28 protein-coding genes, 1 tRNA gene and 3 pseudogenes are annotated in these 24,327 nt (G+C 33.1%); 18 read left to right on the top strand and 14 right to left on the bottom strand.

Features of this window, described 5'->3' with window-relative positions:
• The first annotated feature begins 286 nt into the window (after positions 1–286).
• A complete protein-coding gene (locus tag WP_RS04200; RefSeq protein ID WP_007302250.1) occupies positions 287–1,105 on the top strand; it encodes a transporter associated domain-containing protein in 819 nt (272 codons plus the stop codon).
• A gap of 239 nt (positions 1,106–1,344) precedes the next feature.
• On the opposite strand, the pseudogene WP_RS07405 reads toward WP_RS04200, so the two are convergent.
• Positions 1,345–1,563, bottom strand: a pseudogene (locus WP_RS07405) (transposase); the annotation flags it as partial.
• Positions 1,564–1,658: 95 nt separating this feature from the next.
• On the opposite strand from WP_RS07405, the gene WP_RS04205 reads away from it, so the two are divergent.
• Positions 1,659–2,531, top strand: coding sequence for an IS982-like element ISWpi16 family transposase (locus tag WP_RS04205; protein ID WP_007301954.1), 873 nt, complete (start codon positions 1,659–1,661; stop codon positions 2,529–2,531).
• A 162-nt stretch (positions 2,532–2,693) separates the two neighbouring features.
• Positions 2,694–2,767 (top strand) — tRNA-Arg (locus WP_RS04210).
• Positions 2,768–2,775: 8 nt separating this feature from the next.
• On the opposite strand, the gene WP_RS04215 is transcribed toward WP_RS04210, so the two are convergent.
• Both WP_RS04215 and WP_RS04220 read right to left on the bottom strand, forming a co-directional pair.
• Complete coding sequence (locus tag WP_RS04215) at positions 2,776–3,726, bottom strand: complex I NDUFA9 subunit family protein (protein WP_012481928.1); 951 nt, start codon at positions 3,724–3,726, stop codon at positions 2,776–2,778.
• Positions 3,727–3,774: 48 nt separating this feature from the next.
• Positions 3,775–5,151 (bottom strand): UDP-N-acetylmuramoyl-tripeptide--D-alanyl-D-alanine ligase, encoded by a 1,377-nt coding sequence (locus WP_RS04220; RefSeq protein WP_007302252.1) that lies wholly within the window; start codon positions 5,149–5,151, stop codon positions 3,775–3,777.
• 184 nt (positions 5,152–5,335) lie between these two features.
• Here WP_RS04220 and WP_RS04225 point away from each other — a divergent pair, with 184 nt between their 5' ends.
• From WP_RS04225 to mdh, 7 genes are read left to right on the top strand one after another with little or no spacing between them, the layout of a single operon-like run.
• The gene (locus WP_RS04225) at positions 5,336–6,070 is read left to right on the top strand and encodes a hypothetical protein (protein ID WP_007302253.1); all 735 of its coding nucleotides are present in this window, start codon (positions 5,336–5,338) and stop codon (positions 6,068–6,070) included.
• 3 nt (positions 6,071–6,073) lie between these two features.
• A complete protein-coding gene (locus WP_RS04230; RefSeq protein ID WP_007302254.1) occupies positions 6,074–6,358 on the top strand; it encodes a hypothetical protein in 285 nt (94 codons plus the stop codon).
• A gap of 6 nt (positions 6,359–6,364) precedes the next feature.
• Positions 6,365–6,733 (top strand): HIT domain-containing protein, encoded by a 369-nt coding sequence (locus tag WP_RS04235; RefSeq protein WP_007302255.1) that lies wholly within the window; start codon positions 6,365–6,367, stop codon positions 6,731–6,733.
• A gap of 17 nt (positions 6,734–6,750) precedes the next feature.
• The gene (locus WP_RS04240; RefSeq protein ID WP_012481929.1) at positions 6,751–7,104 is read left to right on the top strand and encodes an NADH-quinone oxidoreductase subunit A; all 354 of its coding nucleotides are present in this window, start codon (positions 6,751–6,753) and stop codon (positions 7,102–7,104) included.
• Positions 7,095–7,598, top strand: a complete 504-nt coding sequence (locus WP_RS04245) for a NuoB/complex I 20 kDa subunit family protein (protein WP_007302257.1) — start codon at positions 7,095–7,097, stop codon at positions 7,596–7,598. Before WP_RS04240 ends, WP_RS04245 begins: the two co-directional genes overlap by 10 nt.
• A gap of 1 nt (position 7,599) precedes the next feature.
• Complete coding sequence (locus WP_RS04250) at positions 7,600–8,175, top strand: NADH-quinone oxidoreductase subunit C (protein ID WP_007302258.1); 576 nt, start codon at positions 7,600–7,602, stop codon at positions 8,173–8,175.
• Between the two features lie 3 nt (positions 8,176–8,178).
• A complete protein-coding gene (gene mdh / locus WP_RS04255; protein WP_007302259.1) occupies positions 8,179–9,123 on the top strand; it encodes a malate dehydrogenase in 945 nt (314 codons plus the stop codon).
• A 5-nt stretch (positions 9,124–9,128) separates the two neighbouring features.
• On the opposite strand, the gene WP_RS04260 is transcribed toward mdh, so the two are convergent.
• The 3 genes from WP_RS04260 to WP_RS04270 form a co-directional block, all read right to left on the bottom strand.
• A complete protein-coding gene (locus WP_RS04260) occupies positions 9,129–9,917 on the bottom strand; it encodes a TatD family hydrolase (protein ID WP_007302260.1) in 789 nt (262 codons plus the stop codon).
• Positions 9,907–10,395, bottom strand: a complete 489-nt coding sequence (locus WP_RS04265) for an RNA pyrophosphohydrolase (RefSeq protein ID WP_007302261.1) — start codon at positions 10,393–10,395, stop codon at positions 9,907–9,909. Before WP_RS04265 ends, WP_RS04260 begins: the two co-directional genes overlap by 11 nt.
• 65 nt (positions 10,396–10,460) lie before the next feature.
• Complete coding sequence (locus tag WP_RS04270) at positions 10,461–10,988, bottom strand: AAA family ATPase (protein ID WP_007302262.1); 528 nt, start codon at positions 10,986–10,988, stop codon at positions 10,461–10,463.
• A 128-nt stretch (positions 10,989–11,116) separates the two neighbouring features.
• On the opposite strand from WP_RS04270, the gene rsfS reads away from it, so the two are divergent.
• Positions 11,117–11,434, top strand: coding sequence for a ribosome silencing factor (gene rsfS, locus WP_RS04275; RefSeq protein WP_007302263.1), 318 nt, complete (start codon positions 11,117–11,119; stop codon positions 11,432–11,434).
• 228 nt (positions 11,435–11,662) lie between these two features.
• Complete coding sequence (gene tyrS / locus WP_RS04280; protein WP_012481931.1) at positions 11,663–12,925, top strand: tyrosine--tRNA ligase; 1,263 nt, start codon at positions 11,663–11,665, stop codon at positions 12,923–12,925.
• 102 nt (positions 12,926–13,027) lie between these two features.
• Here the strand turns inward: tyrS and WP_RS04285 are convergent, their stop codons facing one another.
• Positions 13,028–13,780: an ankyrin repeat domain-containing protein gene (locus tag WP_RS04285; protein ID WP_007302265.1), complete on the bottom strand. Its 753-nt coding sequence runs from the start codon at positions 13,778–13,780 to the stop codon at positions 13,028–13,030.
• A 509-nt stretch (positions 13,781–14,289) separates the two neighbouring features.
• On the opposite strand from WP_RS04285, the pseudogene WP_RS07170 reads away from it, so the two are divergent.
• A pseudogene (locus tag WP_RS07170) lies at positions 14,290–14,670 on the top strand (IS4-like element ISWosp8 family transposase); the annotation flags it as partial.
• A 79-nt stretch (positions 14,671–14,749) separates the two neighbouring features.
• On the opposite strand, the gene WP_RS04290 reads toward WP_RS07170, so the two are convergent.
• Complete coding sequence (locus tag WP_RS04290; RefSeq protein WP_007302267.1) at positions 14,750–15,301, bottom strand: WD_0033/WD_0034 family tandem repeat-containing protein; 552 nt, start codon at positions 15,299–15,301, stop codon at positions 14,750–14,752.
• A 389-nt stretch (positions 15,302–15,690) separates the two neighbouring features.
• On the opposite strand from WP_RS04290, the gene WP_RS04295 reads away from it, so the two are divergent.
• Complete coding sequence (locus WP_RS04295; protein WP_007302268.1) at positions 15,691–16,710, top strand: Mrp/NBP35 family ATP-binding protein; 1,020 nt, start codon at positions 15,691–15,693, stop codon at positions 16,708–16,710.
• Positions 16,711–16,858: 148 nt separating this feature from the next.
• Positions 16,859–17,086, top strand: a pseudogene (locus tag WP_RS07725) (helix-turn-helix domain-containing protein); the annotation flags it as partial.
• Between the two features lie 213 nt (positions 17,087–17,299).
• Here the strand turns inward: WP_RS07725 and WP_RS04300 are convergent.
• Entirely contained in the window at positions 17,300–17,851 is a 552-nt protein-coding gene (locus WP_RS04300) for a DNA-3-methyladenine glycosylase (RefSeq protein WP_012481934.1), read from the bottom strand.
• 60 nt (positions 17,852–17,911) lie between these two features.
• On the bottom strand, positions 17,912–18,901 hold the full coding sequence (locus WP_RS04305; RefSeq protein ID WP_007302270.1) for a hypothetical protein: 990 nt from the start codon (positions 18,899–18,901) through the stop codon (positions 17,912–17,914).
• A gap of 157 nt (positions 18,902–19,058) precedes the next feature.
• On the opposite strand from WP_RS04305, the gene mraY reads away from it, so the two are divergent.
• Together mraY and WP_RS04315 are read left to right on the top strand one after the other, a co-directional pair.
• Positions 19,059–20,039, top strand: a complete 981-nt coding sequence (gene mraY / locus WP_RS04310) for a phospho-N-acetylmuramoyl-pentapeptide-transferase (RefSeq protein WP_007302271.1) — start codon at positions 19,059–19,061, stop codon at positions 20,037–20,039.
• Between the two features lie 5 nt (positions 20,040–20,044).
• Positions 20,045–20,638, top strand: a complete 594-nt coding sequence (locus WP_RS04315; protein ID WP_007302272.1) for a ribonuclease HII — start codon at positions 20,045–20,047, stop codon at positions 20,636–20,638.
• 7 nt (positions 20,639–20,645) lie between these two features.
• Here the strand turns inward: WP_RS04315 and virB9 are convergent, their stop codons facing one another.
• The 3 genes from virB9 to WP_RS04330 form a co-directional block, all read right to left on the bottom strand.
• Positions 20,646–21,431 carry a P-type conjugative transfer protein VirB9 gene (gene virB9 / locus WP_RS04320; RefSeq protein ID WP_007302273.1) on the bottom strand — a complete coding sequence of 262 codons (786 nt, stop codon included), beginning with the start codon at positions 21,429–21,431 and terminating at the stop codon, positions 20,646–20,648.
• A 328-nt stretch (positions 21,432–21,759) separates the two neighbouring features.
• A complete protein-coding gene (locus tag WP_RS04325; RefSeq protein ID WP_125855783.1) occupies positions 21,760–22,125 on the bottom strand; it encodes a histidine phosphotransferase family protein in 366 nt (121 codons plus the stop codon).
• Entirely contained in the window at positions 22,110–22,385 is a 276-nt protein-coding gene (locus WP_RS04330) for a hypothetical protein (protein ID WP_012481935.1), read from the bottom strand. The genes WP_RS04325 and WP_RS04330 overlap by 16 nt, the downstream gene beginning before the upstream one ends.
• Before the next feature lie 137 nt (positions 22,386–22,522).
• On the opposite strand from WP_RS04330, the gene purM reads away from it, so the two are divergent.
• The gene (purM, locus tag WP_RS04335; protein ID WP_007302275.1) at positions 22,523–23,560 is read left to right on the top strand and encodes a phosphoribosylformylglycinamidine cyclo-ligase; all 1,038 of its coding nucleotides are present in this window, start codon (positions 22,523–22,525) and stop codon (positions 23,558–23,560) included.
• On the opposite strand, the gene purC is transcribed toward purM, so the two are convergent.
• Positions 23,557–24,279 carry a phosphoribosylaminoimidazolesuccinocarboxamide synthase gene (gene purC, locus WP_RS04340; RefSeq protein ID WP_007302276.1) on the bottom strand — a complete coding sequence of 241 codons (723 nt, stop codon included), beginning with the start codon at positions 24,277–24,279 and terminating at the stop codon, positions 23,557–23,559. The two genes, purM and purC, sit on opposite strands and share 4 nt — an antisense overlap.
• Between the last annotated feature and the right edge of the window lie 48 nt (positions 24,280–24,327).

Consider the following 24,327-nt stretch of genomic DNA (forward strand, 5'->3'; position numbering starts at 1 on the left):
ATGTTAATAACTTCTATATACTATTGATTTTGCCTTATAATTTATGTGTATAAGTAAGATATTTATAATGTTAGTAATTTTCTTTTACGGAAAATACTTTACTATCATGTATTGTTACACAATTATGTATATGTCGTTGAGAAAGTTGTTGATCAATTGTTAGTATTTTATATTAACAAATAATTCACAAATTAATTTGACATTATTCACATGCTTATTAAACATTTAATAACAGTTTTCTTGATAGACCTTATCTAAAGATATTTTCACCATTAAAGGGAATAAATTGAATAAGAAAAGAACTTTAGTAGAAAAAATAGCATACAAAATTTTTTTCTTTCTCTTCAACAAAACTTCTGTGTTAAAAAAATGTGCGACTGAGGCATTAATGGGTGATCTGTCAGGTCTTGACATACTTAATAGTCTATTAAAATTCCGTGATTGTAGTATCATGGATATAATGACTCCACGTAAGGAGATATGTGCAATAGACATTGAATCGAGCAAGGATGAGGTAATAAAGAAGGTGAAAAACACTTACCATGCTAAGATACCAACTTATAAGAATAACTTTGACAACGTAATAGGCTTTTTTTACGTAAAAGATATCATTTTCAATAAGAATAAAGATTTTAATCTGAGAAATATTATACAAAATGTAATATTTGTCCCAGCCTCAATGAAAGCAACAAATCTTTTTGTTAGAATGAAATCTTCCAAGTCATATTTAGCTATTGTACTGGATGAATATGGCGGAACTGATGGTTTAATTTCGATAAATGATCTTATAGAAGAATTGATACCAAATATTGATAACGAGAATGAGGTAAATTCAGAACACACCATTACTGAATTATCTCAAAATAAGTTTGAAATATCGGCAAGGGCCCTTATAAAGGATATAGAGGAAAATCTAAAAATAGAGTTGTGTGACTCTGAAGAGCATTATGCCACACTTAGTGGTTTGGTTCTTTCAATTGCTGGTAAGGTACCTTCTGTAGATGAAGTTATAAGATATAAAAATGGTATAAAATTTATCATCAAGGATGCAAATGAACGATACATTAACAAAATAATACTAGACTTAAGTGATTACAAAAATTAAATTCAATATTTTTTAGTGAAAGGTACTTTATCTTGGAAGTAGGAGACATAGTAGCCAGGTATGCAATTTAAACAATTTCTTAATATACAAAAGTTTGTAGTTCTATACGTTACTGTTTGATAATTAAGGTGGGAATAGTTTTTTTGGTATAAAGTTATAAAAATTAGTTGTTTAAATATTTTTAGCGATCTGTAACTTTCAAAAAGGGAGTGTTAAATAAACTGTGTCAAGCCGCATTTTTAATTCAACTCTACAAGAAAAAAAATATCAAGTTGAGACATAGTCAAAGCCCAATCATGTATAGGCATAGCCCATTTTTCTCCTAACTTTTTTATAGCACAATATACCTGTTCATAGAAGGCATTTGTGCTAGTAAATGAGCCCTTAGTTTTAGTAAATTTTCTGATCTGTCTATGTAACCCTTCAATAGGATTTGTGGTATAAATTAATTTTCTTACAACCTCAGTTATGGATTAGAAAATAGATAAAAGTATAACTAAGAAGAGGGAAACAGGGTAAACTCGAGTATTTTAGTAATAATAAGAGGTTACCCATGAAGAAAGATATTACAGAACTGTACTGTTGCGTCGAGGATTTTTGTCGTGCGGTAGATGATAATTTTGCAAATAGGTTCTTATCAAACGGCAAAAAACCAACCAGAGTACCAGAAATAGCGCACTCAGAAATTCTAACCATAATCCTGTTATACCATAAATCACCATGTAAAAACTTCAAGGCTTTTTATCTTTGTTATCTTCAGTTATTCTATAGATCAGAGTTTTCAAAGCTGCCTTCATATCACAGATTTATTGCCTTAAAGCCGCGAGTTTTGTGGTATTTAGCATTACTTTTGCAATGGTTCTGTGAACAAGCGAAAATGACCGGCACTTCCTACATCGACACCTCTACGATTGCCGTTTGCCACAAAAAAAGGATCTCTAGGAATAAAGTTTTTAATCATCTAGCAGAAATTAGTAAGAGTACGTATGGTTGGTTTTTTGGCTTCAAGTTGCACTTAGTGATTAACGAAATTGGTGAAATTCAAGCACTTACCCTAACCAAAGGTAACGTTGATGACAGAAAACCTTTACCAACTCTCACTAAAAGACTGACCGGACTTTTGTTTGGAGATAAGGGCTATATAAAGAAAGAGCTTTTTGAGAAACTCTTCGATAGAGGCCTAAAGTTAGTCACTAAAGTAAAAAAAGGTATGAAAAACGCACTAATTTCACTTAAAGAGAAGATTTTATTAAGGAAAAGGTCGATTATTGAGACTGTTTTTGATTCCTTGAAAAACAAATTTGAGATTGAGCATACAAGACATAGATCGCCAACAAATTTCCTAATTCATGTTTTTTCTGTTCTGATTTCCTACTCCATGCAGTCCAAAAAGCCTTCTATTTCTATGCCTTTCTTTATCGGCTAATCCATAACTGAGGTTATTAGACTTCCTATTACCCACGCTTCTTTTTTCTCAGTTTTATCGTTACATGCTGTACTGACAAAGTTTTGAGATATTATCACAAACATTATATTCACAAGAAATACTTGACTTCACGTGTACTAAGAAGCATTTTATATATGATGTGTGCCCGTAGCTCAGTTGGATAGAGCAACAGCCTTCTAAGCTGTGGGTCGTAGGTTCGAATCCTACCGGGCACATTCTTCTATCAATGCTTTCTATAAATTTTCAAGTATTCTGGTACCACATTTTCAATTGCTAGTGGTCTAATTTTCATTGTTCCGAGATCATCTGACTTTTCGATTGAACTACTCATCATAACTTTCACCTGATCTCGAGTAAGTATAGGGCTTGCATCTCCGGTTATAGGTTTTAACAGTACAGAAACAACTTTACTTTCTAAGAAAAAGGCTATCAATCTTGCCATTGGAAAAGGTACATTGATCAGTAGACACTTTCTGTTAGTCACATTCAGAATAAACTTTAATAAGCTTTTAAAAGAGTAAACTTTTGGTCCACCTATATTATAAATTTTTTTATCTTGCTTATTAAAGCTGATAATACGGTATACCACTTCAGCTAAGTTTGTTACACATATCGGCTGAAACTTCGTTATTCCACTACCGATTAACGGCAAAAAAGGAAGAATTGTTGCTAATCTTGCAAATTTATTGAAGAAACTATCTTCTTTACCGAATACAAGACTTGGCTTAATTATTATTGCTCCCTGAAATGCTGAAGTTACAGCTTTTTCACCTTCTAATTTACTGTGGGCGTATCTTGACAGCTTACTATTTTCTATTCCCATGGCAGAAAAATGTATCATCATGTATACACTTTTTATTTGCGCAGCTTTTGCTACTCTTTCAGCTACTCTAACATGAACGTCATAGAAATCGTATTTTCTTTTTTCATATAATATTCCTACTAAATTTATAACAACATCACACCCCTCCATACTTTCTAAAATTGATCTTTCATTAAAAAAATCTCCTTCAATTATTGATATTTGTCCTAAATTTCCACATAACTTCAGACAAGCAGCTTTTTCCTGATCACGAGTAAATATTCTTATTAAATACCCCGCCGCTGCCAAGCGTCTTACGATGTGTTTTCCTATAAATCCCGTTCCACCAAAAATAATTATACGTTTTATCACAGTTAAAACTTCCAATAACTTAACTTTAAATTAATACAATAGTTTTATTTAATATTCTATTGTGAATTCCTGCACTACAAGGTCCATTCTCATTCCATGAGAACCTTTAACTAAAATTACATCATTACCTTGAACAATATTAGCTAAATTACTTTTCAATTGGTTAGAATCATCGAAATGCATGCCTTTTATATTCTCCGGTAAAAGTTTATTCAATTCTAACATAAATTTACCAACTGTATGAACTTTATTCACATTTTGTTCTACTATAGAGTCAAGCAATTCTGTATGAAATACTATGCTTTCATTACCAAGTCCTAACATATCGCCAAGTAGTGCCACTTTTCTTAAATTAGAATATGTACCTAAAGTTCTTATTGCAGCCTTCATTGAAGTAGGGTTAGCATTATAGGAGTCGTTAATCAAATGTACTAATTTTCCATTGTATTTAGCTTGATGAACATTACCTCTACCTTCTGTTACAGTAAAATTCTCAAGTGCTAGTGGTAATTTAGATAAATCAAGTTCGAGACTTTGCAAAACTGCTGTAACAACTAATGCAGAGTATGCAAAATGTTCGCCTTTTACAGGTAAATTACAGTTCATAATTTGACCACTGTTCAGTTTGATTTTTAAATTTAGACCGTTATCGTCTCTTATTAGTTCTAACAAACAAACAGTAGCACTTTCATTCTTACCAAAGCTTACTACATTTCTGTTAGCATTTGATAAGAGATAATCATAATGTTCATTATCCTTATTCAAAACCAAAGTACCATTATTTTTCATACCATGTAGAATTTCTAATTTCGCTTGCGCAATATCAAGTAGAGATGAAAAGTTTTCAACATGCGCAGGTTCAATGTTGGTAATAACTGCAATATCCGGATTGCTAATCTTCGATAACTCTTTTATTTCACCAGCTCTACTCATTCCTATTTCAAGGATTAAATACTGGCAGTCTTCTGGCGCTTTTAGAATCGTAAAAGGCAATCCTATATTATTATTCAAGTTACCTTCATTTACATGAGATACTCCATAATGCAACAAAACAGTGTTAAGCATATCTTTTGTAGTGGTTTTCCCAACACTACCTGTAATTGTGATAACTTTAGCATTAACAAGAATATTTCTAATGTAATATGATGCCATATTATGCAAAGCTTTTAGAGTATCTTGCACAATAATTAGAGGAAAATTTCTATATTTATCTTCGCTTACTACCGCAGCAACAGCTCCTTTTAAAAATGCTTCATGTAGAAAATCATGCCCATCAAATTTCTTTCCCTTGAGAGCAATAAATAAATCACCTTTTTTTATGCTTCTTGTATCCGTTGAAATATTTGAGCTATACACCGAATTACAAACACCCTCCCCTCTTCCGCCAGTAGCATCTATAATATTATTTGCGTTCCATTTTAACATAATTTATCTTTAAAGGTAATTTGAACAAGAAAAGCAGCAAAAATACTACATACTTTGGTAATGTACAAATAATGATTGCTATTTCTATAATTTCATCTTATAATAGATATACAAGCTTAAATATTTTCGTCTATAATTGAGTGTGTTTTACTATCTGATTGTAGAAAGTGACTTGGAGGTATGTATGGCAAAAGATGAGTCAAATAAAAAGTCTATTTTGGCTAAGATAAAAGGCGTGTTTTTTCTTGTGCCTAAAGCACTTATTTATCCTATGAAGAAACCGTTTGCTTCAATTGATGAAATGAAGCATGATGCTAAAGTTTCATTAAAAAACGCTGTGAGTGATTTGCCTAAAGAAGAAGAGAAATATGACCCACCTATAAAAACCACAGAAGCTAGTAAGTACCTCGGCATACAAATAACAAAACAAGAAAAAGGTAAGGTAAGTTTTTTAGCGTCAAGAACTTTAACGGGGGATATACCTTACTTGAGTCCAGAGAAATTAGATGAAATAAGGGAAGATCTGCCCAATATAACTATTTTTAGAGAAGAAAACAAAATTGTAATTGAAGTTGATGTTGAAAAAATTATCCAAGAAATAAAAGATAAAAATCTAGGTATGGATGAAAAAGTAATGAAAAAGTACGCTCTTGAAGGAATTTATAATAAGATTGATTGTGATCTTAAAAATTTGGCAAAAATTACTGGTGGAGAGTTTAAAGTTCACACAGATCGGAAATTGCTGTATGGTATTGCAGAAAAGTTGTATAGTGGATATGATAGTAAAAAGCAGAAGTCACAGGAAGTTGTAAGGCCTATGGATAAAGAAAAGTCATCAGAGAAAATTTTAAATAATTGGCAAAAAGCTATTAAACAAGATTTTGAAAGTTGCGAAAGCATAAGAGGTAGGGGGAAATAAATTATGGAGAGTGTTATGAAAGAAGTTCAAATAGAGGAAAGGTATCATAGCCTAACTGTTCCTGGAGATATGTATCATTTAAAACCAGAAGTTATTGCTGCAAGAAGGGCAAATAGAATAGAAACTTTTTCAAAAAGACACCAAATGGACTATGGGTCAATTTTGCGTGGACAAGATATACAGCTAAAAGACGACGTTTCAAGTCTTGAAGATGCTTCTAGCGAAGCAGCAATAAGCCCACCTTCTACACCAAATCATAAGCAAAATAGAAGAGGACCAGGAATTTAATAAAGTATGGGTAGTACAGCTTATGATGACAATAATATCTTTGCTAAGATATTAAGAGGTGAGTTGTCTTATGAGGAAATACATAAAAATGAAAATGTGCTGGCTTTTCGTGATAAGTATCCTGATGCACCAGTTCATATTCTAGTTATACCAAAAGCTCAATACGTTTCATACGATGATTTTGTTCTGAAAGCTTCCGAAGAGGAAATAGTAAGTTTTTTTAAAACTGTTAGAGAAATAGCACATAAATATAACTTAGAAAAAACAGGATATAGATTAGTTACTAATCACGGTAAAGATGGAGAGCAAGTTATACCGCACTTTCACATACATATTTTAGGTGGTAAAAGATTAGGAAAGCATGTAAATTCATAGTGTTATATGTTTTTTAAATGAGTGAATATTTAACCATATTAATTTTTATCTGTGTATCAATTGTAGTATCCTTTACTTTAGGTGTATTACCTATGTTTCTTGCAGTCAGTAACCCAGATGGTGAAAAGCTTTCTACATATGAGTGTGGCTTTAATCCTTTATCAAGAGCCAGAAAAAGTTTCGACATAAAATTTTACTTAGTTGCAATATTGTTCATAATATTCGATTTAGAAATTGCTTTTCTTTTCCCTTGGGCCGTTTCTTTATCTAAAATAAGCTATTGCGGATTTTGGTCTATGATGATATTCCTTGCAATACTTACTATAGGCTTTCTTTATGAGTGGTGTAAAGGTGCGTTGGAATGGGAATAAATTTATCTAATGGCGACTGGAATCGTTACAAAAAAGAAGGTTTTCTTATCACTAAATTTGGCGATTTAATAGATTATATAATGAACTGGGCAAGGTCTGGTTCATTGTGGCCAATGACATTTGGTCTTGCATGTTGCGCAGTAGAGATGATGCACACTGCATCCAGTCGTTATGATCTTGATAGATATGGCATAATCTTTCGTGCAAGCCCAAGGCAAGCAGATGTTATGATTGTTGCTGGCACGTTAACTAATAAAATGGCAGCAGCATTGCGTAAAGTTTATGATCAAATGGCAGATCCCAAATACGTCGTCTCTATGGGAAGTTGTGCAAATGGCGGTGGCTATTATCATTATTCTTACTCAGTAGTCCGTGGTTGCGATAGAATTGTGCCAGTTGATGTGTATGTTCCTGGATGCCCTCCAACTGCTGAGGCGTTGCTATATGGAATGCTATGTCTACAAAATAAAATAAAACGAACTAAAAATATATAGCATGGATAAAACTGCAAAATACATACAAAAAAAGACTAAATGTGAATGTATTCAGAAAAATGATGGCACTATTGTAATATATTCAGCTTTGAATGACATTGAAAATCACTTACTCTTTCTACGTGATGATGAAAAGTGTAGGCTTGAATTATTAGTTGACGTTTTTGGAGTTGATTACCCAGATAGAGAAAAACGTTTCGAGCTAATATACAATTTGCTCAGCGTTGTACACAATATCAGAGTGCACATAAAGCTTCAGTTATGTGAAGGTGATATACCTCTAAGTGTAGCAAAGATATTTAACGCAGCTTCGTGGTTTGAGCGTGAAGTATTTGATATGTATGGAATAGAGTTTTCTGATCACCCAGATTTACGTAGGATTTTAACGGATTATGGATTCAAAGGTCATCCAATGTTAAAAGATTTTCCTCTCACTGGCTACGAGGAAGTAAGATACGATATAGAGGCAAAAAAGGTTGTATATAATCCTATAGACTTACCACAAGATTTTCGTATGTTTGACAGCTTATCCCCTTGGGAAGTTAGTAAAGCCACAAAAGTAAATATAAAGGAGTAGAAAATGACAGCACAAAGAAAAAAAATATCTTTGATTGGTGCAGGAAATATCGGTGGGACTCTTGCCCATATGATTGCACTAAGAGAGCTAGGAGATGTTATTTTGCTTGATGTAAGCGATGGAATACCACAAGGTAAAGCACTTGACATTACAGAATCATCTCCTATTGATCGATCTAATGTCAATATTACTGGTACAAATAGGTATGAAGATATAAAAAACTCTGACGCAATTATAATAACTGCTGGCATTGCCAGAAAACCTGGAATGAGCAGAGATGACCTTCTGCAAACTAATGCTGCAGTAATGAAAGAGGTTGGGGAAAATATTAAAAAACATTCTCCAAACGCATTTGTAATAGTGGTTACCAATCCTTTAGATGCTATGGTTTCAGTAGTATACAAATCTTCAAGCCTGCCAACTAATATGATTGTTGGTATGGCAGGAGTGCTTGACTCTGCTCGTTTTCGTTATTTTCTTGCAAGTGAGTTAAATATTTCTGTCGAAGATGTATCTGCTTTTGTGCTTGGAGGACATGGTGACACTATGGTACCACTAATCAATTATGCTTCAATTGCTGGCATTCCACTTACCCAAATCATTGAGATGGGTGTGATTACGCGAGGAAAAGTTGATGAAATAGTTGAGCGCACTCGTAATGGTGGAAAAGAAATAGTTGATCTACTTAAATCTGGATCTGCATACTATGCTCCTGCATCTTCAGCCATAAGCATGCTAGAATCATACTTAAAAGATAAAAGGCGTATATTACCATGCGCTGCTTATCTTAATGGTGAATATGGTGTGAAAGACTTATTCATTGGTGTTCCTACTATTATTGGCAAAAATGGAGTTGAGAAAGTTCTAGAAGTTAAAATGAACGATAGTGAACAAGAGATGTTTTATAAATCTGTAAGTGCAGTAAAAGAGCTCTGTCAGCTAAATTAATTGCCCTATAGAATTTCTTTGAGCTCAAGCTTCGAAAACAGTCTAAAAAAATTATTTGTAGTTATTTTTGCTACTTCTTCTGGCGATTCATTCCATAATTTCGCTAAACAATTCACAACGTATTTCACCATTGCTGGTTCATTTTTTTTTCCTCTGTAAGGCTCAGGTGACAGGTAAGGTGCATCAGTTTCAACTAAAACACGCTCACGTGGCACATTTTGTGCAATTTCTCTTAGTAAGTTCGCATTTTTAAAAGTAATAATTCCAGAAAATGAAATGTATAATCCCAAGTCCATAGCCTTATAAGCAAGCTCTTTAGAAGAAGCAAAGCAATGCATTACTCCACTAAAAGCGTCCTTCTTCATTTCTGAATTTAACATATCAATCATCTCACTATCAGCACTTCTAGTGTGAATAACTAAAGGTAATCCTGTTACTTTTGCCGCTTCTATGTGTGATGCAAAACTTTTTTTTTGATTGCTTTTGTTATCAGATTTATAAAAATCTAATCCGGTTTCACCGATACTAATTACCTTTTTGCCCTTAGTAAATTCAATCAATTCATCAGCATTTATACACTCACCTTTTTCCACAGTAGTATCAAGCGGATGTATACCAACGGAGCAGTAGACTTGATCATAGGATGAAGAGATTTTTAATAATTTAGGGATATCATTAATGCTTATACATATGTTATGCAAAATTCTCACACCATTTTGCTCTGCTCTTGAAATTACCTTTGGTATTTCATCATCAGAAAAATAAATTAGATGACAATGAGAATCAACTATCATAAATAGATCCTTTTATGATAGAAGAAAACTCTTCTATCACTTTTTTATAAACTTCTTTTTTGAACGGTATAGCACTGGCTACCAAATCATCCACATTTTGCCAACGCCACTCTTTGAACTCTGGATGATCAGTATAGTTAATATTAATATCCTTATCCTTCCCACAAAATTTCATTAAGAACCACCTTTGCTTTTGGCCAGAATATCTCCCATTCCAGCATATCGGTATAACTTCCTCGGGTAAGTTGTAATATATCCACTCTTTATTTTGAGCCACAACTTCTGCTTCATCAGTACCAACTTCCTCCAATAGCTCACGTAGCGCTGCCTGCTCTAGCTCTTCACCTTCATCAACTCCTCCTTGTGGCATCTGCCAATAAGAGTCACTATCAAAACGTTTTCCAATAAAAATATTTCCCTGTTTGTTAAATAACATTATGCCAACACAAGGGCGATACTCTTTCTCCTCACTAATCACAAATACTCTCTGTTGCTAAATTATCTATCATAGAAGTTCCAACTACTTTTTTACTATTCATTTTTTCAACAATTTTTTTTTGCAACTTCTTTTGCGCTTAAGTTTGAGCTATCAATTTCAAGTGAACCTTGAGGGACAAATAGTTTCTTTCCTTTAATTCTTCTCATAGCAAAATCTGAATCAGTAATTTTTCTCTCCTGCTCTCTTTCCTTTAATTGAACGCGCTTTACTAGTTCTCCACTATTACAATATAACACCACAGGGAGAATCTCCACGTTCATTTTTTTACTTAAATTCACCACTGAGTTGTATACTTTTTGATCATAGGAATCACCTTTTATCAATTCGTTTGTAAATATATAATGCTTTGATTCTATATGGTATTTTTCCAATATTGCTAACATATTCTCTCTAATCACAAAAATTTTTTCCCATATTTCACTTGTAACCTCAGCATTTCTGAAGTCAATCATATCAAATATAATATTATTAAACAGGTTATTGTCTACTATCACCCCATCAATAATATTACACAGCTCTTTTGCAATCGTAAGTTTGCCACTACCCGGAAATCCGATTAAGTAAATGATCATACCATCAGAAAACTATCATATATTACAAATATATGTATTATAAACGTTACACTAGAAACATATCAAAAATAGTTCATATTCAGAAATTTTGAGTGTATCATTACAGATAAATTATATAATTTAGAATAATGAATGGTGATACAGAATCAATAAAAAATACAATTGTAGATGTAATAGATCAAAACAAAGGTCAAGATATAGTTACTTTTGATGTACAGAATAAAACTGTCATTGCAAAATATATGATCATTGCATCCGGTGATTCGAGCCGCCATGTAAAAGCATTAGCTGAGCACGTGATGAAAAATCTCAAGCAATATGATAAAATAGATGTAGAAGGTATGGATGAAGGTAACTGGGTGATTGTGAATTTTCAAGGTATAATGGTTCACCTATTCAGGCCAGAAGTAAGAGAATATTATAAGATAGAAGAGTTATGGAATTGATTATCCAGGTAGCTGGTATACACTTTCAAATGTTGTAATTTTGAAGGCAACCCTTATGAAGTTGGTGGTGTCATTCCAGTGCTTGACGCTGGAATCTAGAAAACTTAATCATAAACGAGCACACTATACAACATTTTTGATGAAATTTCATAATAAACTGGATTCCAGCGTCAAGCACTGGAATGACACCATCGTTAACAACACCGTTTACACACAAAATAACATATTATGAAACATAAATCCGAGTTTTTAAACTTCATTCAAGAAAGAGGATACCTATATCAATGTACAAACATTGATAGGTTAGACCAGCTATTATCACAAGATAATTATATAATTGCATACATTGGGTTTGATTGTACGGCACCAAGTTTGCATATTGGCAGTCTCATTCAAATCATGATGCTCCGTCACCTACAAAAATTCGGTTATAAGCCAATAGTTCTACTTGGAGGTGGCACAACAAAAATTGGTGACCCATCTGGTAAAGACAAAGCAAGAAGCGTCTTGCCGATAGAAGATATCAATCAAAATATACTTGGTATAAAGAAAACCCTCGAGAAGATGATATCTTTCGATTATGGAAAAACTGGTGCAATCATAGTAAACAACGCAGATTGGTTAGATAACATAAAATATATAGACTTTTTGCGTGATATAGGGACACATTTTTCTGTAAATCGCATGTTAGGCTTTGATAGTGTGAAAATTAGGCTAGATAGGGAGCAAAATCTAAGCTTTCTCGAGTTTAATTACATGTTGTTACAAGCCTATGATTTTGTCGAGTTGAATAAAAAGTATGGCTGTCGTTTCCAGATTGGAGGGTCAGACCAATGGGGAAATATAGTAAACGGAATTGAACTTAGCAAAAAGTTAAATTTACCTGAGCTGTTTGGTCTTACCACACCTCTTTTATTAAACGCACAAGGAAAAAAGATGGGCAAAACTGAAAGTGGGGCAGTATGGCTTGATGGCAGCATGCTAAATTCTTATGATTACTGGCAATATTTTCGCAATGTTGATGATCAAGATGTTGGTCGTTTTTTGAGGCTTTTCACTGATTTACCAATTGATGAAATTAAAAAACTAGAGTCCTTGAAGGATCAAGAAACAAACGAAGCAAAAAAGGTTTTGGCAACAGAAGTGACGAAAATATGTCACGGTTGCAAAGAAGCCGAACTTGCACGATCTGCTGCAATCTCTGCTTTTGAAAATGAAGACAGTTCATTGCTTTCTGGTTACACTATTACAAAAGAACAAATTGCAAATGGTATACCCTTGATAGACCTGCTGTATGACACCGGTTTTGAACCTTCAAAAGGTGCAGCAAAGCGTTTAATACAAGGCAATGGATGCAAAGTTAATGATAATACTATAAACGATGTTAACTATACAATAAACTCTGAAAGCTTTAAAGGTCAGCCATTTATAAAATTATCTGCAGGAAAGAAACGACATATTAAAATTTTAGTGAGTGAAGTAAGAAAGTAAATTTGTCTCTGTTCAGCAGAATAGCAAAATAAGGTAGCCAAGAAAAGACAATTATAGGAACAAATGGATATCATTAAAGCAGCTGACACTGTGGCAGAATCGCTAGGCAACCCTACTATCGCTAGCAGTTTCTTGCTGTCGATTTGCTGAGATTGGTTTATCAACTTGAGTGTCAGGCTTTGACAATTTATATATAGCATTGCCAACTATTAATGCTGTTGCTGTAATTGCAACTACTGCTATAACTATAGGTATTAACTCAGCTGTAATTGCTCCGGCTGTAAAAAGTGCTATAGATATAGCAGTACCTAATAATGCAGTTACTCCACCGGCAATCCACCCTTTCTTAATTGCTGGACAATTAAGATAGTATAAAGGAGTCTCTCCCCACATATCTACTGCATTAACATTGACACCTCTTTCTACAAGAGCATCTATTATGGCCATACTGCGAAATAAAGCAGCATAGTGTAAAGGAGTCCTTCTCCATATATTTATTGCATTAACATCTGCACCTTTTTCTATGAGAGCGTTTGCTATGTTTATACTATCAAGATAAGTAGTATTATGTAAAGGAGTATCTCCTTTTACATCTTTTTCATTAACATTTGCCCTTTTTTCCATGAGAGCCTTCGCTATATTTTCTAGGTTAAAGGAAGCCACCAAGTGCAAAAGAGTCGCTTTTTCACCATCTTTAAACACATAATTTATATCAAAGCCAGACTTTTCCCACTCTTCATATTCCTTTGAATATCTTTTCAGCTCATTTTGTATTTTTTCAATTACGTTATCTTTGCTTAAATCTTTGTCAACATTAACTAAACTCAATAATTCGTGCCAATTTGAAATTTCCATTGCTATAACCTTACCTTTAATTTTCAATAATGTATTTAATTATATGATAAGAAGTCAATTTAAATAAATTACACATACATGGAACTTATCAGATAAATATATAATATGAACTAGATTCCAGCGGGCTTTGTTGCATCACTATCTATGAAAGGCTAACTATACAAGCAGCTTATTGAAAATCTTATTTTTTGCAATCTATCTGATTAAATTTAAGAATAGTAATTTATTGTTTGTACTAGTAAATTTAATTCTACTTAAAATAGCTAAAGCATTGAAATTCTTGAATTCTAGCTAGATTAGTGAATGATAGTAAAACTTCTTTTACTTAAATTTAGATATTTACTGATTGTCCTTACTATAAATGCTAGAATAATAAGCTACTGATATTCTACATTTTATCTTTTATTCATCGTAGATAGCGATGCAACAAAGCCCAATAGCGTCAACTTAAGAAAAGATGTTAAGGAATAAAATACTGTAAAAAATAGGACCTTTGGTTTCTATTTTATTTCAATAAAGAAGATATCAGTAAAGCTTATCTATTAAGTGTCACATAGAGGAGTGCTATAAACGACTCAAAGTAGAAGCAGAATTAGAGAATTTTTCTGGGATAAATTTAGAAACAAGAATTTTGTGCAAACTTGGTCATGTGCAATACTTCATATGTGTAATGCACAAGAGCCTTGGAACCCAGATCAAATTGCTGAGTATCGTTTAAATTTTTCAGTTTTATTTGGTGTAATGAGACAGAAACTTTATCAGGTGCTTATTAGCACCAAAAAACTTTCAAGCCCTTTTTAAAATACGCACTAAAGTTAACTTGAAGATTGTATAGCCGCAATAAAGTAGATAAGCCTAAACGCCATAATGTCTTTAGGAGAGCTTGCTAATTCATTCTCTTAAGTTAACGCCATTGCCTGAACAGATACATAAAAAAGTAGTACTTGCAAGAAAGAGTTACTTAAGAAATTAATTAACTTTGCTATTTTCTCTAACATACCTAGAAGAAATAGATACATTATCTAATGCAGTCCTAATACTAGCATTGTTCTCATTAACAACTACAGCTAGCTCACAAGCATTCAAAGTATATCTACCATATGGAAACAATACAGTACTTACTTCAGTAAATGCATCTTGTAGCATGCTACTATTTTTAGCTCGTATTAAAGTAGAATTGACACATTCATTATTACCTTTATATATAGCAAAGGCAAATGGTTTAATGACATACGTCACGCCTGGAAACTGCACAATATCTTTAGAAGTAAGGATATTTCGTAGTGTATCACTGTTTTGAACTCGTATTAAAATAGAATTGATACATTCGTTATTGCCTTTATATATAGCAAAGTTAAGTGGCGTTAAAGTACACGCTATAATACTTAAATACTGTACAATATTTCTAGAAGAAAGAATATCTTGTAATATACCATTTTCTTGGGCTGTTGTTAAAATAACATTAATATACCTTCCCTTATTATGATGTATGGCAAAGCCAAGCGATGTTAAGGTGTACATCAAACCATTTTGATAGTTTATAATATTTGGAGCAGTAAGAATATCTTGTAGTATACCATTGTTTTGAGCTTGTTCTAAATAGAATTAACACATTCATTATTGTCTCTATGTATAGCTAGGCTAAGTAGTGTTAAAGTGCGTTCCCCACCTCTTGGAAATTGTGTAGTATATCAAGTGATAAGAACTTTAGTAAATCATTTCCTGAAACTGCTTCCAAGATATCGCTGATGCTCCTTCCATTCCATATAGATCTTTTTAGCTAAAAATACAAATCTTTTTGTTTTCGTGTTAAATTTTGATGATTTAGCATATTCTTGTAACCTCGTTTTAAAGTCAGTGCAGTTTAATTATTCTATGTTAGTATACACCAATAGAAAAAATTTCATCATATGTTCTGGAAAAATTTTACACAGGTTAATGAGGAAATCGTAAGAGAGAGCCTAAAAAAGGTTATAGAGAAGAAAAGTGGTAAGAATGTTGGTGTAGTATCCTCAATTGTTATTAAGGGTAAAGATGTTGCTTTTGCTCTTGAAGTTACTGAGCCAAATGAAGAATTAAGAAAAAATTGTGAGCAAGCTGTTAAGGCGATACCGGGAGTAGAAAAGGTTACTGTAGTTGCTACTGGTCAAAAACAAGCTAGGCAACAAAAAGCTAAACTTCATATCGAAGGAGTGAAAAATATAATTGTCGTTGCTTCTGGTAAAGGAGGTGTGGGTAAGTCGACAGTTGCACTAAATCTAGCTCTTTCGTTAGCAGAATTAAAACATAAAGTTGCGCTAGTTGATGCAGATATATATGGTCCTTCGATTCCTAAAATGTTGGGCACTGAGAAATTAAAACCAGAAATACAGAGTGGTAAAGCAATGCCTATAGAGAAACATGGTCTCTATACTATTTCAATTGGCTATTTTATTGATAAGGACCGCGCAGTAATATGGCGTGGACCTATGATCACAAAAGCACTTTACAATTTGCTAATGGGAACAAGGTGGTCTGATATAGAATATTTAATCATTGATACACCGCCTGGCACTGGCGATGTACATTTAAGTCTGATGGAGAATTTTAGTTTAACTGGAGCAATAATAGTTTCAACTCCACAGGAGCTTGCTTTAATCGATGCACAAAAAATTTATGATATGTTCACAAAGCTCAGCGTGCCAATTATCGGCATTGTGGAAAATATGAGCTATTTTGTTCAAGATAATTCAAAAATACACATATTTGGAAAAGGTGGTGCAAAAAAAATGTCTGAAGAGCTGGGAGTCAAACTCTTGAGCAGAGTTCCTCTAGATCCGCAAATATGTAGTGCTTCTGATTGTGGAAATCCTTCAATACTAAGTGAGGATTTAGTAAGGATTTATGAAGGCATTGCTAAAGATGTTAGGTCTTTTGTATGCAGTCTATAAAGTTTTTTTAAACTACTTTAAAATAGGTAGAATGTAATTTTAGGTGAATAAAATATTTCAAATGGCAGCAGCTACCTCGTATCTGAACAGACAATAGACTTCTTGGATAACTTAAGAAACAAGTAGTAGAAGCAATATTAGGGAAGGTATAAATTTTGAGCAGATAAGTAAACTTGATGAAGAGAAGCTTCGAAGACTAAGAGGAGTAAAAAGAAAAACATTGGAAAAATAATAGAAATTTTAATAGAGGAAGAGGCCAAGAAAAAGGCAAGAGGAGGAAAACCAAATATATTTATTAATAGCACTCGAATATTTGTGTAAATACCGTACATATTTCCATATAGTGCAAAGCTATGGAATAAGTGAAAGTTCTTGCTAACGGCTGAATAGAAGATGCATTGATAAAACATCCAGATTTCAGGAAGATAAAGAGCTATTAAAGTTAAATAGGAGTATGCAAAAGTTTTATAAAAAGGGAATGTTCAACTCCCCCACAGAAGATCAAAAAATATCCTTAGGTTATCCAAGAAGTCTATTGTTGGTAAACATAAAAGGCTATTTGCCTTTTTATCTAGTTTATGCAGGAGGTCTAATATTTATTGTTGAGTGTGATTTTAGGCATGTCTGCTAAAACGCAACTTTTAAATCGCCAAAATTTCTCCTTGCCTTTACTAATTCCGATTCTTGGAGTGCACACATAATCTGGTTTGAGGTGATATTCATAGAGACAAAATTCATGACTTATAGTAAGGTCTTGTTTATTATGTTCTTTTGTAATGTTTAATTTTTTGCACAGTATGCCTGGCCCGCCTAAATTTGCTTCAAGCGGTTCAGTGAGCTTTAATCCTCGTATTAACACTGCTGCTGGGAATCCTTCTGCTTCTGTTACAATATTTAGACAATAGTACATTCCATATATAAAATATACGTACGAAAACCCTGGCGTACCAAACATTACTGAGGTTCGATTAGTATAGCCTCTTGCTGCATGACAAGCTGGGTCATCCATTCCTATATACGCTTCAACTTCAGTTATTATTCCACTAAAATTAGAAAATTTCAGCATCTTGCCTAGCAGCTCCCCAGCTACGGTTAAAGTTGGCCGTTCATAGAAATTTCTTGGTAATATTGTGTTATTCATCATAGAAGTACAAGTTACTTACATTTGCAAGCAACTCATACTATTTTCGCTTTTCCTTATTTAGATAAGAGGATACCTACATCTCTGAGAAGTAGAAGTTGGTGTTGTTGTCACATTTGTTACATCTGTTGAAGGCTGCTGTAAAACCTTGACTGATTCAGAGCTCTTTTGTTGCAATTGCGGTACTAACGCTTCATATAAAGATTTTGGTTCACGTCTCTTACCTATTTTGACTTCTTTATTTGCACGCAACTGCTCTGCAGTAACACCGTTGCCTTCAAGGAGAGTTACACCATTATTACCATCAATGTTAACTTTAATTTTGCATTCTCTTCCATCAACATACCACTTTAAAGTCATTTCATATAACCCACTAATTATTTCATAAACTCTTTCCTCATTATCACTATCATTATTAATATAGCAACATGCCCCTCTCTTTTTTTCTTGATTAGGATGACAAAATGTAATTGTTCTTACACCATACTCTTTACATATACTACCGCCTAGAAGTTTAGCTATATCTACTCCTTCTTTATTGGCATGTAGCACAACTCTTACGGTAGGATAAACAATATTACCTTCCCTTTTGCCTTCTTTTATCATTATGGACTCTATGGTATATACCTTCGATATCTCTGCCTTAATTTGGTCAGCAATCTTGCCTACAATCTCTTTACCATGATAGTGAGATTCTCCTTTCTTCGGAGAAAAAGGTTCTTTGTTCGTAATATTAGTGTCAGAATCATTCTGTAACTCAAAGAATTTATCCCATTCTTCATCACTGTCTAATTTGATATATCCACGCTTGTCCTTGCCTGATACTGCATTCTGAATACTAGACGATCCTTCTGTTACAGTTGTACCAGAGCTATTGCCTTTACCTTTTAGAAGAACAAGATGCTCTTCTGACCTTTCTTCCTTACTCAACTTTGAAGCTGCATCACCAAAAGAAGGTTTCTCTACTATATGCGTGTAAGAACTTTTAACTCGACTCTCATTATCAGGTACTGTATTAGCCCACAAAAGCTTTTTAATATAATCTAACATATGCCACCTCTTACCATTAACTAAATATCAGTATGCAAACTTTGCTATAACTAATCAATAACTAAATTTACTCCAAATAAAATAAGCTGATAAAAAGGTATAAATTGAGATTAGGTAAAGCTTTTGGTATAATATCTAGTTAATTTTGAATAGGCAGGTGATCTCAGCTACAAAGACGTTTTTTATCTCATTTATTTTTGGGTTTATTCTCTTTCCCTATTTTATAAAACTTCTAAAAAAGATAAGTAAAGATGGACAACCAATCAGATCATATGGACCAGAAAGTCATTTAATAACAAAAAAGAATATACCACCTATGGGTGGAATAATAATACTAACTTCTGCTTTATTACCAATCCTGCTTTGGACTCAATTAACACCAGAAATTTCATTGCTGGTATTTATAACTCTATTTTTTGCTCTACTTGGATTTATTGATGACTATTTAAAATTGAAGACAAATCACCACCGAGGTTTAAGTGCAAAAACCAAAATACTTATTCAGTTTGTCGTTACTCTGGTCTGTATGTTTATACTTAAGCTACAATCTGCTGAAGGTTTTACAAAAATTTCTCTATTTAGAGAAGTAGCAATCGACCTTGGCTATCTATATCTTCCGTTTGCTGCATTTGTTATTGTTGGCTCTTCTAATGCTGTGAATCTTACAGATGGCCTAGATGGCCTTGCTGCAACTCAAGCCATTACTTCCTTTGCTTTTTTGGGGCTAATTGCATACATCACTCAGACAGATGTAAACATTACTTTATTCTGCATTGCATTTATAGGAGCTATTTTAAGTTTCTTGTGGTTTAACACACATCCAGCAAAAATATTTATGGGTGATGTTGGAAGCCTATCAATCGGTGCAGCTTTAGGACTCACTAGTGTTCTAATTAAAAAAGAAATGCTTTTTGCCGTTATTGGAATAATCTTTGTAATAGAGACTTTATCTGTGATTATTCAGGTATCATATTTTAAATATACAAAATTTAGATATGGAGCAGGAAGAAGAATTTTCCTTATGACACCAATACATCATCACTTTGAAAAGAAAGGGTGGTCAGAAAATACAATAGTTATAAAATTTTGGATAATTTCTATTGCTTGTTCGATTTTTGCTTTAACTTTCTTATTATAGGAATTATGAAATATCCAGACTTTTCATTAGAAAATACATTATCAGGAATTATAGCAGGAGTAGATGAAGTTGGAAGAGGTCCGCTTGCCGGTCCAGTGATATCTGCAGCTGTAATATTTACTGATAGAGATACGGTTATTGATGGAATAAACGACTCAAAAAAGCTAACCCCTAAGTGTAGGCAAGTTCTATACGAAAAAATAACGTCTGTTGCAAAATTTGGTATAGGAATGGCAAGCGTAGAAGAAATAAACTCATACAATATTTTGCAAGCAACAAAGCTTTCAATGAAACGTGCGTTGGCAAACTTGAATCTAGAACTAGATTATGTGCTAGTTGATGGTAATCAACCACCTGAAGTAAAATGGCAAGTAAAATCTATAGTGAATGGTGATAGCTTAAGTATATCAATCGCAGCTGCTTCAATCGTTGCAAAAGTTACAAGAGATCGGCTTATGGAAGAATTGCATAATAAACATCCTCAATATAATTGGTATAAAAATAAGGGATATGGAACAAAAGAACACCTCAGCGCTATTGGCCTTCATGGAATTACGAAGCACCATAGAAAGAATTTTGCACCTATAAGAATACTATAGCCTTTAATCACTTACCTTTTTTGAAAGGTATGTTTTCATTAAACAGGCAGACTGTGCTTGATCCGTTTCTTAAGGTAAATACCGAGCTTACTCTTTCAATTATCAGGTAGTCATCAACTGTACGAAAATTTATCAAGGATTCATATCCTGCAGAATCAACCATAAAAACTGCCGGGAAATCAGAGTTTATTTTATTAAATTGTAGATATGTAAATTTTCCGTCATCAAAAACCTTAATTGGTATTATTGATTGACTGCCTTTAACGTGCGAGATGGAATAGTTAAAATTCAAGCCTTTCTTTATAACCTCAATATCACTTATATCAGGGATAGTGGTATGACTAGCTTGCTCTAGAATATCACCGTTACTCGTTGAATAAATTTCATCACTGTTGAACAGTGGATAAAGAAACCTTACTTCATATGCTAACCTTGGATCATCTAGCCCGTTTGCTTCTTCAGCATGAAACTCGAAATAATAAACTCTTTTGTTGGTAATTATAGTTGCATTAGTATCGGCAATATCATCTATAGGCTTAATAAATAATCTATTACCTTGAGGAAGGAGTTGCCAACCGGTTGCATCACCCATTGAAAGACTCTCTATTACCTCCCCTGGCTCAAACAATATGCTGGATTGATAACCATAAAAGCCCGTGTACTTATGTATAGCCTGTGGATTATAATTCATTACCTTTATGTGGTTATCACCAGCTATTGGTCTTGGTTCCTGTTTTGCAAGTGCATAACCACCACAAAAAAATAATAGTGCAACAAAGAGTACCCTAATCATAGTATCAAAATAAACTGATCTTCATTTTATCATTGATAGACATGTACTGCAACTGTTAAGCTATCCCAGTAGTAAGCGACAGAAAATGCAAGCTTCATAATAATTCATTACTGCAGGAAAAAGGGGAGTGTTAAATAAACTGTGTCAAACCTCCATTTTTTGTTTCTATTTTATTTTTACTTCTCGGTTTGACACAGTTTATTTAACACTCCCTGCAAAGAAATTAACTACAGATTTTATGTTTAAGTTACTCCACAAAATTTTTCCTTTCCTTATCCAAGATTCAAATTTATAGTATCGATTCCCTTTTATGAAATATGAAGCCATCTCAAGTTATAGTTAAGCCTATATTCAGTGAATTACTTTCACAAGTGCAATTGATTTTAGTGTTATACTGTTCTAACAGTAAAGAAGTCATATAGATAATAATGTCTTTTGTATCCAAACGAATATCATTTTTTTTTGTTAATTTGCTCACTAATAATGTACTTATTGATTTATGTTCATTTACTACTTTTATAGTGAGTAGTGTTTTATCTTCTGTTTTAGTCAGTAAAATAGACACTAATTCAATTTGTGCCACTGCACTGATTATAGTTATCACCATATTGGAAATTATCTTATTTATTTTTTCAATTAAGTTTTCTGTAGGACATTCACTTACTCTCCACTGAAGCTTTACTTTTTTTTTAATAAATAATTTTCTATATTGGACTTAGTCTTAACAAAGCTGCAATTATCTGATGAATGAGAATACGCTTGCTTCATAACTTTATATTTATATATTAAATCATCGGAGCTTTCTTTAAGCAATGACAATGCTTCGTTTTGCATATTAGGGTTGTTTTCTTCAAGCTCTTCCAATCCACCCACTATTCCTTGCATAGAACTAGCAAAATCATGAAGAATTCGTCCTGATAGGCACTCTGTTATTAACATTATGTTTTTATTCATCGGATAAAAGTATAAATGATTTAAGTTAACCCTATATTGGTAGGCATGTAGTAGTCAATTTAAGAGAAAGTTTCGTTGCGCTTTTTGTGTCAAAGCATTAATGTAGTATTAATAATTATAAGATTTGTGAAGGCGTTATGAATACTTATGCTAAATCTGGAATAGACCTTAAACTATATAATGAACTAATAAAAAAAGTTAAACCTATTATTGAAAAGACTAAAGGAGAAGAAGTAATTAGTGAAGTAGGATCATTTTCTGCATTGTTTGACTTTTCTTCGCTGAGTAAGAAATACGACCATCCAGTACTTGTTTCCTCAACTGATGGAGTGGGCACAAAACTATTAATAGCTCAAGAGGTGAATAAGCATGATACTATAGGTATAGACTTAGTTGCAATGTGTGTAAATGATCTACTTGCACAAGGAGCAACACCTTTATTTTTCCTTGATTACTTTGCAACAGGCGTTTTAAACAAAAACGTTTTATTGTCTGTAATCCAGGGCATTGCAGAAGGGTGCAAGGAATCTAAAATAGCATTAGTTGGTGGAGAAACTGCAGAAATGCCTGGAATGTATGGTAACAATCACTATGACCTTGCAGGGTTTGTGGTTGGTGTTGTTGATCGAAAGCAAATTCTCCCAAATTGTAGTATAATGAAAGCAGGTGACTGTGTAGTTGGTTTAGAATCAAATGGAATTCACTCAAATGGATTTTCTTTGGTGCGCCATATTTTTAAAAGCTTAGATATAAATTATAATGATATATCTCCATGGAATAATAAATCTTGGGGTGAAATATTACTTAAGCCAACAAAGATATATGTTGATTCTTTGTTGCCTATTATGCCAAAGGTAAAAGGCATTGCGCATATAACAGGTGGCGGGTTAATAGACAATATTCCAAGAATTCTCTCAGGAAATTTATTTGTAGACATAAATATTAATTCTTGGAAATGGCCAGATATATTTTTATGGCTGAAAGAAGAAGGCAAAATAGAAAAGAGAGAAATGTTAAAAACATTTAATTGCGGCATAGGTATAGTACTGATTGTAGATCCCGATAATATGAAGGATGTGGAAAGCCATTTCCAAAAGCGTGGAGAAAAAATTGAGATTATTGGAAAACTTGATGAAGCATGTCAGCCTCCACTTGATAGAGTAGTATTTAGTTAGTCTAACTTTACCGACAGTCTTTTTGCAACTTCTGAGTATGCTTCCTTTAAGTTTCCTAGATTTAAACGGAAAACATCTTTGTCTAGCTTTTTATGAGTATTTTTATCCCATAGCCTACAATTATCAGGGCTGATTTCATCGGCTAAAATGATTTTAGTGCTGTTGTTTATCAATTTGCCAAATTCTAACTTGAGATCAACTAAATATATATTTGCATTTGAAAATAGGTCGACTAAGATTTTGTTGATCTTTAAAGTTGTAGTTTTAACTTCTTCCATTTCTTTATGGGATAACCAACCAAAATATAATATGTGATTTTCATTCACCATTGGGTCGGCTAGGTCATCATTTTTGTAAAAAAACTCGATTATAGGAGATGTAAGTGCCTCACCTTCTTTGATATTAAAACGTTTGCAAAAGCTGCCAGCTGCAATGTTTCTAACCACTACCTCAAGAGGTATTATCTTGAGCTTTTTGACTAGCTGTTCTCTTTCGTTTAGAGTGTTTATAAAGTGCGTGCTAATTCCTGCTTCTTCAAGCTTTTCCATGATAAAAGCACTAACATGATTATTAATTATTCCTTTGCCCTCAATAATTTCATATTTTTCCTTGTTGAACGCTGTAACATCATCTTTAAAGTACTGTATAACAGTTGATGAGTCTTCAGTTTCAATAATGACTTTGGCTTTACCTTCGTATATTGTTTTATTCAGTGACATGATTAATTTAGCTGTATACTATAAGATAATATCAAATTGCTGCTTAGT

Origin of the sequence: Wolbachia endosymbiont of Culex quinquefasciatus Pel (genome assembly GCF_000073005.1) — a bacterium.
Lineage (GTDB): Bacteria > Pseudomonadota > Alphaproteobacteria > Rickettsiales > Anaplasmataceae > Wolbachia.